Genomic DNA, 13,447 nt, shown 5'->3' on the forward strand with positions numbered 1-13,447 from the left:
GGCTGATGAATAAATGATTCACGATAGATGAATAAGTGTAAAATTATCCCATTATTGCCACCAGTAAATGGCAATAATGGGATAAAACTATATATTTTTACCTAGTTCCTAAAATATTTTACGCTAATCTATAAAATAATGCACATTTTATTTTGCGATGTGCAGTATTTTCCGTACCTTTGCACAAAATTTTGTAAATTGTGCAATGAATTCAATACCAAGTTTTAACTCGTATATTGAGAGAAGCATCATCAAGAATTGGCACTTGGATGCGCTCACCGATTACAAGGGCGCTACACTCCAGTACCACGATGTTGCCAGAAAGATAGAGAAACTGCACATCCTGTTTGAAAACAGCGATGTGAAGAAGGGCGACAAGATTGCCGTCTGCGGTAGAAATAGTAGCCAGTGGGCAGTAGCTTTCCTGGCTATTATTACCTATGGTGCAATCGTCGTGCCTATACAGAACGAATTCAAACCAGAGCAGATTCACAACATCGTGAACCATAGCGAGAGCAAGCTCCTGTTTGTGGGTGATGTGGTGGCTACGGAGATTACTCCCGATGAAATGCCTACACTGGAAGGCATCATCTATCTGCCGGATAATTCACTCGTCATTTCCCGTTCAGAGAAACTGACTTACGCCCGCGAGCATCTCAACGCAATGTTTGGTCATAAATATCCCAAGTACTTCCGCCCTGAGCATGTGAAATATCATGTGGATGATCCGGAAGAACTGGCGATGATCAACTACACCAGCGGAACTACAGGTTTCTCCAAGGGTGTGATGTTGCCATACAGAGCCCTTTGGGGTAATCTCGATTATCTGATGGATACGGTAAGTCCCAAGATCGGCAAGAACTGCAACATCCTCTCTACCCTTCCGATGGCTCACATGTATGGACTCATGACCGAGTTCATCTACAATATGGCGATGGGTAACCATATCTTCTTCCTCACCCGCCTTCCGAGCCCTACGCTCATCTCTGAGGCGCTGGCAGAAATCAAGCCAGACATCATCTTTGCCGTACCACTCGTGGTAGATAAGATCGTGAGAAAAGAAGTATTCCCACATATCCAGACCAACCGTGCCCGACTGCTGATGAACATGCCTGTCATCAACAAGCGCATCAAGGAGAAGGTTCGCGAGTTTGTACTGCGCAAGTTTGGCGAGCGTCCTTACGAGGTGGTTGTGGGTGGTGCTCCACTCAACAAGGAGATTGAAAACTTCTTCATCAGCATCGGCTTCCCTATCGCCATGGGTTACGGTACTACGGAAACCGCTCCGCTAATCACCTTCGCCCATCAGGACAACTATGTGGCAGGTAGCTGTGGTGTTGCCGTGAAGCACATGGAGGTAAAGGTATTGAGCGATGACCCAGAAAACGTAGCAGGCGAACTGGTTTGCCGCGGCATCAATGTGATGAAGGGCTACTACAAGAACCAGGAGGCTACCGATGCCGTGATTGATGAAGATGGATGGTTCCATACCGGCGACCTGGCAACGATGAGTGCCGACGGACATTTCTTCGTAAGAGGTAGAAGCAAGAACATGCTGCTCGGTCCTAACGGACAGAACATCTATCCGGAGGAGATTGAGGATAAGCTCAACTCTATGGCTATGGTCAACGAGAGCATCGTGCTGCAGAAGGACGACAAGCTCGTGGCCCTCGTTCATCCTGAAATGGAAGAGAGCAAGGAACTGGGATTCTCAGACGAAGACCTCGCCAACATCATGGAGCAGAACCGAAAGGAACTGAATATGCAGATGCCTAGCTTTGCGCAGATATCACGCATCCAGCTGCACGACACCGAATTTGAAAAGACAGCCAAGAAGTCTATCAAGCGTTACCTATACCAGGACGTGATATAACAAGCGTTACCTATACCAGGACGTAATATAATACGCGAAACAAAGCGTAACCCAGAGATAGAGACTTCAAGTACGAGAAAAATATGAACTTAGAAAAATCGTTAAATAATAAGAATATGGAAATTCCTAGCTTTAACGCACTTATCCAGCAGAGCATCATAGACCATTGGGATATGGATGCCTTGACCGACTACAAGGGAGCTACCTTGCAGTATCACGATGTAGCACGCAAGATCGAGAAGCTGCACATTATGTTTGAGAACTCCGGCGTAGTAAAGGGCGACAAGATTGCTCTTTGCGGTAGAAACAGTGCCAATTGGGCAGTGGCTTTCCTCGCTACCCTAACCTATGGTGCCATCGCAGTGCCTATCCTGCATGAGTTCATGCCAGAACAGATTCACAATATCGTGAACCACAGCGACGCCAAGCTGCTCTTCGTGGGCGACGTGGTTGCTACACAGGTAGATGCAACCAAGATGCCGGGGCTGGAAGGTATCATCTACATTCCAGATTACTCGCTCGTGGTTTCACGTACCGACAAGTTGACTTATGCCCGTGAGCACCTCAACGAGATGTTCGGCATCAAGTACCCAAAGTACTTCCGCAAGAACCACGTCAGCTACTATATCGACCAGGATCCTGACGAGTTGGCTATGATCAACTATACCAGTGGTACAACCGGTTTCTCCAAGGGTGTGATGGTTCCATACCGTGCGCTGTGGGGCAATGCCGACTTTGCCGAGAATGTATTGGGCAAGAAGATCAAGGCTGGAGATTCAGTCATCAGCATCCTGCCGATGGCACACATGTATGGTATGGCTTTCGAGTTTATCTTCGAGTTCATCAAGGGCTGCCACATCTTCTATCTCACCCGCATCCCTAGCCCAGCCATCATCGCCGAGGCATTCGGACGCATCAAGCCAGCAGTTATCATCGCTGTGCCTCTGGTTATCGAGAAGATTATCCGCAAGAAGGTATTCCCTAAGATTCAGAACAACCGTATGCGCATGCTCCTCCACATGCCTGTTATCAGCAAGAAGGTGAAGGAGAAGATCTGCGAACAGGTATCCAATGCCTTCGGTGGCAACTTCTATGAGGTGATTATCGGCGGCGCTGCGTTCAATCAGGAAGTAGAAAGATTCCTCCACGGCGTGGGCTTCAAATATACAGTGGGTTACGGTGCTACAGAATGTGCTCCTATCATCTGCTACGAAGATTACAAGAACTTCGTACCGGGCTCTTGCGGTAAGGCTGCGCTCCACATGATGGTTCGCATCGACAGTCCGGATCCGGAGAACGTACCAGGCGAAATCCTTGCCAAGGGTCCTAACGTGATGCTGGGTTACTACAAGAATGAGGAGGCTACCAAGCAGACCATCGACGAGAACGGATGGTATCATTCCGGCGACCTCGGAACGATGGATGGCGACGGCAATGTATTCATCAAGGGCCGCAGCAAGAACATGTTGCTCGGTGCCAGCGGTCAGAACATCTATCCTGAGGAAATCGAGGATAAGCTCAATTCTCTCGCCCTCGTTGCAGAGAGCGTAGTTGTTCAGAAGGGCGACAAGCTGGTGGCTCTGGTATATCCAGACTTCGATGAGGCTCAGTCTCTGAACCTGGGCAGAAGCGAACTGGAAGAGATTATGGAGCAGAACCGTCAGGAGCTCAATACGATGGTTCCAGCCTACAGCAAGGTAAGCGAGATCCGCATCCACGATGAGGAATTTGAGAAGACTCCTAAGAAGAGTATCAAGCGATTCCTCTATACTGCTGAATAATAAGAAAACTCCTGATAAAGGAATAAAAGAAATAAAAGAGATACAAATACAAAAAAAATGGTGTAGCTTCAAAAAAAGAAGTTACACCATTTTTTTATGATTATAATTACAACAAAGTGTTTGATCGGATACGAGACAGCGTCTCAGGCGTCATCTGCAGATAACTGGCGATATAAGTAAGCGGCGCACGGAGCACCACCTGCGGATTCAGCTCGCACAGACGCTTATACTTATTAGGCGCAGTTTCGAATCGCATCAGGTCGGCATGTACCTGCGACTGAATCAAACTTTCTTCCAGAATCTTACGGTAAAGCATCTGGATGTTTACATTTCTTATGGCAGCCGCCTCGAGCTTCGCCTTCGGCAAAGCATACACCAAGGTAGGCTCCAAAGCCTCAACCTGGAGGTAGGAAGGGGTTTCCTTGAAAAGACTTTCAATACACATGAAGATAGAATGGTCAACACCTAAGTGTTCTGTTACCTCCTTATCATACTTGGTATAGAATTGGCGCACCAATCCCTTCTCTATATAAGAAATGTTTCTGCACACTTCACCCTCTACCAGAATCTTTTCGCCCTTGCCATACTTGATTGGCTCCAGGATTGATTCCAGTACATCCAACTCGTCATGAGTCATCGTACTATACCTACGGGCAAGCTCTCTGGCTATGTCTCGTTTAGGGGTGATAACCTTAAAATCACTCATAATTTAAGTTCCTCCTAGTTATTAAAATTTATTTCGTCGAATCTCTTAGTCAAGCTTCAGCACCGCAAGGAATGCCTTCTGCGGCACCTCTACGTTACCAATCTGCTTCATACGTTTCTTACCCTTCTTCTGCTTCTCCAGCAACTTACGCTTACGGCTCACGTCACCACCATAACACTTGGCAGTAACATCCTTGCGCACCTGCTTCACAGTTTCACGGGCTACGATTTTCGCACCGATAGCAGCCTGAATGGCAATATCAAACTGCTGACGTGGAATCAGATCCTTCAGCTTCTCGCACATTCTGCGGCCGAAGCTCACAGAGTTGTCGCGATGGGTCAAAGTACTCAGGGCATCCACCGGCTCTCCATTCAAGAGGATATCCAGTTTCACCAGGTCGGAATGACGGAAGGAATCGATATGATAGTCGAACGAAGCATATCCCTTGGAAATACTCTTCAGCTTATCGTAGAAATCGATCACAATCTCGCCCAATGGCAGCATGAAATGCAGCTCCACACGGTTACCACTCACGTATTCCTGATTGATAAGCTCACCACGCTTGTCGAGACAGAGCTTCATGATAGGACCGATATAATTGGTAGCTGTGATGATGGTAGCTCGGATATACGGCTCCTCGATATGGTCGATCATCGTTGGATCTGGCAGTCCCGATGGGTTATGTACCTCTTTCTCACCACCTTGCTTGTCATATACCATATAGGATACGTTAGGAACGGTGGTGATGACATCCATGTTGAACTCACGGTCCAGACGCTCCTGTACAATCTCCATGTGGAGCAATCCGAGGAATCCGCATCGGAAACCGAAGCCCAGTGCTACCGAACTCTCAGGCGAGAAGGTGAGCGAAGCATCGTTGAGCTGCAGCTTCTCCAATGAGGCACGCAGATTCTCGTAATCGCTAGGATCGATAGGATAAACGCCGGCAAAGACCATAGGCTTCACTTCCTGGAATCCTGCAATCGCCTTTTCACAAGGACGCGCGATGTGGGTAATGGTATCACCCACCTTTACCTCGGTAGCATTCTTGATACCCGAGATGATGTAACCTACCTCACCGGCACCCAATTCCTTGCGGGGAATCATATCCATCTTCAGTACGCCAATCTCATCTGCATCATATTCCATTCCGGTGTTGAAGAACTTCACCTTGTCGCCCTTGCGTATTACACCGTTCTCAATCTTGAAGTAGGCGATGATACCACGGAATGAGTTGAATACAGAGTCGAAGATCAAAGCCTGGAGTGGTGCCTTGTCATCTCCCTTAGGAGCCGGAACACGGTTTACCACCGCTTCCAGAACATCCTCGACACCCTCGCCGGTCTTACCGGATGCACGGAGGATATCCTCGTGCTTGCAACCGATGAGATCCACAATCTCATCTTCCACTTCCTCCGGCATAGCCGAAGGCATATCTATCTTGTTGATGACCGGAATAATCTCCAGGTCATGCTCAATAGCCATATAGAGGTTAGAGATAGTCTGGGCCTGGACACCCTGGGTGGCATCCACAACCAAGAGCGCTCCCTCGCACGCTGCGATGGAACGAGAAACCTCGTATGAGAAATCGACGTGTCCCGGAGTATCAATGAGGTTGAGGATGTAAGTGTCTCCATCCTTTGCCTTGTATTCCATCTGGATGGCATGGCTCTTGATGGTGATACCACGCTCTCTCTCCAGGTCCATATCATCAAGCATCTGACCCTCAGTAATCTTGATGGTCTGAGTTTTCTCTAACAATCGGTCTGCCAAGGTACTTTTACCATGGTCAATATGTGCTATAATGCAGAAATTTCTTATCTTATTTATATTCTCCATACAATTTTTCTCTCTTTGGAGTGCAAAGATAGTATTTTTTTTCGTATCTTTGCAAAAAATTTATATAATAATGATGAAAAAAGTAATTTATAGCATATTTTTAGCTAGTTTGGTCGTATCTTGCACTGAAAGTCTGGAAGATAAGGCGGTTCGTGAGGCTAAGGAATACACAGAGAAATACTGCCCTACCCCATACGTAAATGACAGCAGAACAGACAGTGCTGTGTTTGACAAGAACACCCGCGTATTCTCTTATTACATGACTCTTCGCAACAAAGCGGACAACAAGAAGGCGATTGATGCCAACAAGGATAAGCTCCACAAACTTCAGAAAGAGGCATTGGACAACAACCCTGGCCTGAAGGTTTACAAGGATGCCCACTTCACCTTCCGCTTCGTTTATTATTCAGCTAAGAATCCGAAGGAGGTTCTGCTGGATGATGTCTTCAAGTATTAGAAAAGAGGGTGTGTCATGGATTGATGACACACCCTCTTTATTGTATTAATATCCCATTTCCTGCAAGGCTGTAGCCAGCTGGTCTGGACAGCTTGTAGGCTTGTTACCACAAGTGATACCCTTCAGTCGGGCGATGACTTCCTTTGCCTTCATACCCTGAATCAAGGCACAAACGCCCTTGGTGTTGCCATCACAACCGCCGATGAACTGGGCATCCTGCACTTTTCCATCCTCATCAACACTGATACAGATGTACTTAGAGCAGGTACCATGAGTCTGATAAGTTACTTTCTTCAACTTATCCTGATTTTCATTGTTCGAATTGATCATAATGTTTTCTCCTTATTTTAAAGCTTTTGCCCTTACAGGGCGCGTGGGGAAATAAACACAAAACCCAGGGCGATGCCCTGGGCTATGTGCTTCTGCCCTTTCAGGGCGTGCCGGTAAAAAGCAGCGCCCGAATTGGGCTACTCCTTTCAGGGCGTGCCGGTAAAAAGCAGCGCCCGAATTGGGCTACTCCTTTCAGGGCGTGCTCGTATGATTATTTAAATTCCGCCAAGCGCCCTGAAAGGGCAACCACTCCTAGCCCAGGGCAACACCCTGGGTTTAAACGGCAATGGCCCAAGCGCCCTGAAAGGGCAAAAGCTTTAAAACAAAACTAAAATATCATACGAAAATAATGCTTATTCAGCGATTGCCTCAGGCTTCATGTTGGTATAGACAGTCTGAACATCGTCAAACTCCTCCAACTTCTCAACCATCTTGTCGATAGTCTCGCGCTCCTCAGCAGTAACCTCCTTCAAATCGTTAGGAATGTAGGTGAACTCAGCACCAGTTACCTCGAAGCCCTCAGCCTCCAGGTGCTTCTGAATCTCGCCGAAGCTTGTAGGAGCACCGTAGATAGTGATTTCGTTGTTCTCCTCATCCTCATCGAACTCGTCCTCTACACCGTAGTCAATCAGGTCGAGAATCATCTCGTCCATATCCAGACCTTCCTTCTTCTTGAATGTAAACACAGCCTTGTGGTCGAAGAGGAAAGACAGAGAACCTGTTGTACCCAAGTTACCGCTGAACTTGTTGAAGATAGAACGAACGTCAGCCACTGTACGGGTTGTGTTATCTGTCAATGTATCAACGAACACAGCAACTCCGTGAGGGCCATATCCCTCGTATGTTACCTCCTTGTAATCGCTGGTATCCTTGCCACAAGCGTTCTTGATGGCACGAGCGATGTTATCCTTAGGCATGTTCTCACGCTTACAGTTAGCGATGATAGCACGCAATGTTGGGTTGTTCTCTGGCTCTGGACCGCCTGCCTTTACTGCAATAGCAATCTGCTTACCCAACTTAGTAAATGTCTTGGCCATGTGGCCCCATCTTTTCAGCTTTGTAGCTTTACGATATTCAAATGCTCTTCCCATTGGAATAAAATTTTAAATGTTTATCGTTTTTGTTTATAATATTATCTCAATTCTGCGTCAATCGCATTCTGCATTATCTCAGTTCTGCGTTGAGCTTACCTGTGAGGTTGGCAATGAGCTTCTTCATGATGGCATCAATCTGCTTGTCGTTCAATGTCTTCTCCTCATCCTGCAGGATGAAGTTTACTGCATAGCTCTTCTTGCCCTCAGGCAGGTTCTTACCCTCATATACGTCGAAGAGAACCACGCTCTTCAGGAGCTTCTTCTCTGTCTGATGGGCAATCTGCTCAATCTGTGCAAACTCCACGTTCTTGTCAACGAGCAGTGCAAGGTCGCGGCTCACAGATGGATACTTGCTGATATCTGTGTAAGTAAGGTTCACCTTCTTCACAGTCTTCACCAGGTTATCCCAGTGAACATCAGCATAGAATACATCCTGCTCGATGTCGAATGCCTTCTTCAGCTTGTTGCTCAGGATACCCATCTCTACCAATACCTTGCCGGCACGGGTCTCGTAGTTCACGCCCTTGGCAAAGATGTTGTTGTCGCTGTGCTTGATTACGAGGTTGTTCTGTGGCATACCCACACGGCGGAGGATATTCTCTACCACTGCCTTCAGCTCGTAGATGTTGCTCTGCTCATCTGCATGAGCCCAACTGCCCTCTACTCGCTTACCGGTGATGAAGAGTGACATGTGAGCCTCCTGGGAGTAAGCCTTGATAGGACTCTCCTCGCTCCACTTCTCCTTATTATATATATAGGTGTTACCCACCTCGAAGAACTTCAGGTTCTGGCTCTTGTGGTTGATGTTGCGGGCTACGCTCTCCAAACCGCCGAAGAGCATGGTCTGACGCATCACGCCGAGATCAGCACTCAATGGGTTCATCACCTTCACGGTAGTCTCATTAGGATACTTGTTCAGCTCCAGGTCTGTATAGTAGCTAGCCTTGCTCAGAGAGTTGTTGAGAATCTCCATGAAGCCCTCGCCTACCAACTGCTCTGCCACGAGATTCTGGCTGTGATAAGCCTTGTCCTCATCACCCTGAACAGTCAAAGAACTCTTCAGCTGAGTAGGAATCTCCACATTATTATATCCATAGATACGGAGGATATCCTCTACCACATCGCAAGGACGCTGAACATCCACGCGATAAGCAGGAACCAGGAGGTCGATGCCCTCAGCATCTTCCTTCACGATCTTCATCTCCAGAGATGTGGCGATGCTCTTGATAGTCTCAGCACCAATCTCCTTACCGATGAGGCGATGTGCATACTCATAGTTCAGGCGAACTGGGAAATTCTGCATTGGCTCTGGATATACATCCTTGATCTGCATGGAAATCTTGCCGCCAGCCAACTGCTTGCAGAGGATGGCAGCCTGCTTCAAAGCATAAATCTGACCGTTTGGATCTACGCCACGCTCAAAACGGTAGCTGGCATCTGTGCTCAAGCCATGACGGCGAGCGCTCTTGCGGATCCATGTCGGGTGGAAGTAAGCACTCTCCAGAACCACGCTCTTGGTGGTCTCGTAAGTACCGGAACCCTTACCGCCGAAGATACCTGCGATACACATAGGCTCCTCAGCATTGCAGATGCTCAGGTCGTGCTCGCCCAGGGTGTGCTCCTCGCCATCCAGGGTCACGAACTTGGTGCCCTCTGGCTGGGTGCGGACTACAATCTTATGACCGGTAACCATGTCGGCATCAAAGCAGTGCAATGGCTGACCGTATGCCATCATGATGTAGTTGGTGATATCCACGATATTGTTGATTGGTCTGAGGCCGATGATGTTCAGCTTATCCTGCAACCACTTAGGGCTTTCCTTCACCTCGCAGTCGGTGATGCTAACGCAGGCATAGCGCTTGCAAGCCTCGGTGTTCTCAATTTCTACATCGATAGGAAGGTTCTCGTTATCTACCACGAATTCATCGCAAGATGGGCGATGCAGGCTGGTCTCATAACCATTCTGCTTCAACCAGGCATAGAGGTCGCGTGCTACTCCCCAATGACCGAGTGCATCGGCACGGTTGGCAGTGATATCAATCTCGATGAGCCAGTCGCTCTCCAGGTGATAGTACTCAGCAGCAGGCTGACCCACTGGAGCATCCTCAGGGAGCACGATGATACCGTCGTGAGATGTACCCACGCCAATCTCATCCTCAGCACAGATCATACCCAAGCTCTCTACACCGCGGAGCTTGCTCTTCTTGATGGTAAAACTCTGGTCGCCGTCGTAGAGCACGCAGCCCAGGTCGGCAACGATTACCTTCTGACCGGCAGCTACGTTAGGCGCACCGCAGACAATCTGCTGTGGCTCGCCCTTGCCCAGGTCAACGGTTGTTACGTGGAGGTGATCGCTGTTAGGATGCGCCTCGCATGTCAACACTTTACCTACGTAAAGACCTTTCAGTCCACCCTTGATAGACTGTACTTCCTCCAAAGCGTCCACTTCGAGTCCGCAAGAGGTCAGCGCATCGGCAGTCTCCTGTGGTGTCAGGTCGAAATCGACGTATTCTTTAAGCCATTTGTATGAAACGTTCATTATAATGTTTTTTTATTATTTTCTCTTTATCAAGTGTTTGGGAACCTCCTCGTCATCACGCATTTGTGGCACAAGAGCCCTAAAACTTTGCAAAAATACAAAAAATAATGGAGATAAGCAAAAAACATCCGCCATTTTTGCACTATTTAATTATTAGCAGGACTTTCGCAAGTAAGTTCCACACGCCCTGAAAGGGCAGAAGCTCCTAGCCCAGGGCATCGCCCTGGGTATAATAGCAATCAGTAATACGCCCTGTAAGGGCAAAAGCTTTCAAATTCCAGGCGATATATAAAGCTTTTGCCCTTACAGGGCGACAAACTTGCGTTCGTAATTTCCCAGGGCGATGCCCTGGGCTAGGAGCTTCTGCCCTTTCAGGGCGTGTGGGGCATGAAAAATACTTATTCAAACAATTCGTATTATTCGAATACTTCGTCGATGGCATCTACCTGTTCGAAATCATCCTGCTCGCCACCGCTGCCCACATGATAGCATGGGTTGTAATCGGCAGGGATATCAAACTTCACCTCCGGACTGTAGCCCAGCGAGACATCGGCATAAACCTTCTTCATGAAGATAGCCCAGATAGGAAGAGACATGGTAGCACCCTGACCCATACTCATGGAATCGAAGTGGATATCGCGATCCTCACCGCCTACCCAGCAGCCACTTACCAGTTGCGGAGTAAAGCCGATAAACCATCCATCACTGTTGTTGTTGGTGGTACCCGTCTTGGCACCTATCTGTCCCTCCAGCTTATAACGGTAGCGCAGTCTTCCTGCCGTACCATTATCCACTACGCCCATCATCATGGTGAGCATCTTCATGGCATTGTCGGCACTGATCACCTCGTTCATTCGTGGCTGGAAGGTGGCGATGGTGTTACCCTCGTTATCCTCGATGCGGCTCACGAACATCGGAGCCGTACGGATACCATGGTTGGCAAAGGCTGTATAGGCGCTCACCATCTCGCTCACGCTCACCTCACACGGTCCGAGACACAAGCTCAGAGATGCGTGAATATCAGGGTTGTTGATACCATAGTCATGCAGCAGCTGGACAAACTGCGATGGGTTCAGCTTACTCATCAGATAGGCACTGATCCAGTTGTTACTCTGTGCCAATCCCCAGCTCAGCGGAACCATCTGTCCGTATCTCGAATGGTTGGCATTGCGCGGCGTCCATGGTCTGCCAGCCACCATATAGGTCTGCTGGCGGTTAGGTGCCAGATCGCAAGGCGAGAATCCGTTCTCCATCGCCAGACTGTAGAGGAACGGCTTGATGGTAGAACCCACCTGCCTTCTTCCCAAACTTACCATATCATACATGAAGTGGGTATAGTCCAATCCACCCACGTATGCCTTCACGGCACCCGTCTTAGGATCCATGCTCATGAATCCGCTGCGCAGGAAGGTCTTGTAATAGCGGATGGAATCGAGCGGACTCATCAGCGTATCGATGTCGCCATGATAGGTAAACACGGTCATCGGAATCTTCTTGCGGAAGGTATCGTGAATCTCTTCTGCCGAGCATCCCGCTTCCTTCATCTGTCGGTAGCGCTCACACTGGGTAACGCTGCGGTTCAGGATAGCCTTGATCTGCTTAGGGGTCAGCTTGTCACTGTATGGCGAACTTGGCTTGCGGGAAACCTCCTTGCTGAAGGCTGGCTGCAGATAGCGTGCCACGTGCTGATATACAGCCTCTTCGGCATATCGCTGCATACGGCTGTCCACGGTGGTAAACACCTTCAATCCATCACTATATACATTATATGGAGAACCATCCTTCTTGAAGTTCTTGTTGCACCATCCATACAGAGGATCTGTATTCCAGAGGATGGAATCGGTAACAAACTGAGCATAGTTCCACGATGCATAATCCTTTCTTTCCGGACGGGTAGCCATCAGATACTTGCGCAGATATTCACGCAGGTAGGTAGCCGAACCATCCTTATGGTCGGTACGGTGGAAGTTGAGCGTAAGCGGTTCTGCCGAATACTGGCTGTATTCAGCATGATCCAGATAGCCCGCCTTCTCCATCTGCGAGAGCACCACGTTTCTTCTGTCGCGGGCACGCTCCGGATAGCGCACTGGGTTGAAGAGCGAAGGGTTCTTGCAGAGACCGATGAGCGTAGCCGCCTCGGTGAGGGTAAGATCCTTCGGTTCCTTATTAAAATAGGTATTCGCCGCCGTCTTGATACCCACGGCATTGTGCAGGAAGTCGAAGTAGTTGAGATAGAGTGCCAGGATTTCCTGCTTGGTATAGTATCGTTCCAGCTTGATGGCGATGACCCACTCTATCGGTTTCTGCAGCAGTCGCTCCAGGGTACTCGATGCCTTTTCGGAATAGAGCTGCTTGGCAAGCTGCTGGGTGATGGTAGATCCACCTCCGGCATTGGTCTGCCCCAGGAGTCCACGCTTCACGATGGCACGACCGAGCGCACGGAAGTCGATGCCCGAATGCTCATAGAATCGTTCATCCTCCGTGGCAACCAGTGCCTTTATTAAATAAGGTGACATCTTCTTATAAGGTATCACGATACGGTTCTCCTTGTTCAGGTTCCATGTACCCAGCACCTTTCCATCAGACGAATACACCTGGGTGGCGAATCTGCTGATAGGATTCTGCAGATCCTCAATGTCTGGCATGTAACCGATCCATCCGTTCCAGATGGCAAAGAAGGCGAGCATAGCCGACACGATAAAGGTGGCAAAAATGCCCCATAATGTATAGATAAAATGTTTTCTCATCTCTATTTCTTCATTTATTTTGTGCAAAATTACTAAAAAGTTTCGAATTCTCGCACATAAATCAGAAATTATATGTAACTT

Annotated in this window: 9 protein-coding genes; 3 read left to right on the forward strand and 6 right to left on the reverse strand. The window is 48.4% G+C overall.

Annotated features, from left to right (window positions below):
- Positions 1 to 205: 205 nt before the first annotated feature.
- A complete protein-coding gene (locus DW657_RS02835) occupies positions 206 to 1,873 on the forward strand; it encodes an AMP-binding protein (protein WP_118311332.1) in 1,668 nt (555 codons plus the stop codon).
- 116 nt (positions 1,874 to 1,989) lie between these two features.
- Complete coding sequence (locus DW657_RS02840) at positions 1,990 to 3,654, forward strand: AMP-binding protein (protein ID WP_118311333.1); 1,665 nt, start codon at positions 1,990 to 1,992, stop codon at positions 3,652 to 3,654.
- A 106-nt stretch (positions 3,655 to 3,760) separates the two neighbouring features.
- On the opposite strand, the gene DW657_RS02845 is transcribed toward DW657_RS02840, so the two are convergent.
- Together DW657_RS02845 and lepA are read right to left on the reverse strand one after the other, a co-directional pair.
- Positions 3,761 to 4,360: a Crp/Fnr family transcriptional regulator gene (locus DW657_RS02845; protein ID WP_118311334.1), complete on the reverse strand. Its 600-nt coding sequence runs from the start codon at positions 4,358 to 4,360 to the stop codon at positions 3,761 to 3,763.
- Between the two features lie 45 nt (positions 4,361 to 4,405).
- Positions 4,406 to 6,199: a translation elongation factor 4 gene (gene lepA / locus DW657_RS02850; RefSeq protein WP_118311335.1), complete on the reverse strand. Its 1,794-nt coding sequence runs from the start codon at positions 6,197 to 6,199 to the stop codon at positions 4,406 to 4,408.
- Between the two features lie 70 nt (positions 6,200 to 6,269).
- On the opposite strand from lepA, the gene DW657_RS02855 reads away from it, so the two are divergent.
- Positions 6,270 to 6,656, forward strand: a complete 387-nt coding sequence (locus tag DW657_RS02855) for a hypothetical protein (protein WP_118311336.1) — start codon at positions 6,270 to 6,272, stop codon at positions 6,654 to 6,656.
- 45 nt (positions 6,657 to 6,701) lie between these two features.
- Here DW657_RS02855 and DW657_RS02860 read toward each other — a convergent pair whose 3' ends face one another.
- The 4 genes from DW657_RS02860 to DW657_RS02875 all read right to left on the reverse strand — a co-directional run bounded on the left by DW657_RS02860 (position 6,702) and on the right by DW657_RS02875 (position 13,366).
- Entirely contained in the window at positions 6,702 to 6,986 is a 285-nt protein-coding gene (locus DW657_RS02860; RefSeq protein ID WP_118311337.1) for a TIGR03905 family TSCPD domain-containing protein, read from the reverse strand.
- 353 nt (positions 6,987 to 7,339) lie between these two features.
- Positions 7,340 to 8,077: a YebC/PmpR family DNA-binding transcriptional regulator gene (locus DW657_RS02865; protein ID WP_118311338.1), complete on the reverse strand. Its 738-nt coding sequence runs from the start codon at positions 8,075 to 8,077 to the stop codon at positions 7,340 to 7,342.
- Between the two features lie 73 nt (positions 8,078 to 8,150).
- Positions 8,151 to 10,619 (reverse strand): phenylalanine--tRNA ligase subunit beta, encoded by a 2,469-nt coding sequence (gene pheT / locus DW657_RS02870; RefSeq protein WP_118311339.1) that lies wholly within the window; start codon positions 10,617 to 10,619, stop codon positions 8,151 to 8,153.
- 416 nt (positions 10,620 to 11,035) lie between these two features.
- Complete coding sequence (locus tag DW657_RS02875) at positions 11,036 to 13,366, reverse strand: penicillin-binding protein 1A (RefSeq protein ID WP_118311340.1); 2,331 nt, start codon at positions 13,364 to 13,366, stop codon at positions 11,036 to 11,038.
- Between the last annotated feature and the right edge of the window lie 81 nt (positions 13,367 to 13,447).

The sequence above is a fragment of the Prevotella sp. AM23-5 genome (assembly GCF_003473645.1).
GTDB classification, from domain to species: Bacteria; Bacteroidota; Bacteroidia; order Bacteroidales; family Bacteroidaceae; genus Prevotella; species Prevotella copri_A.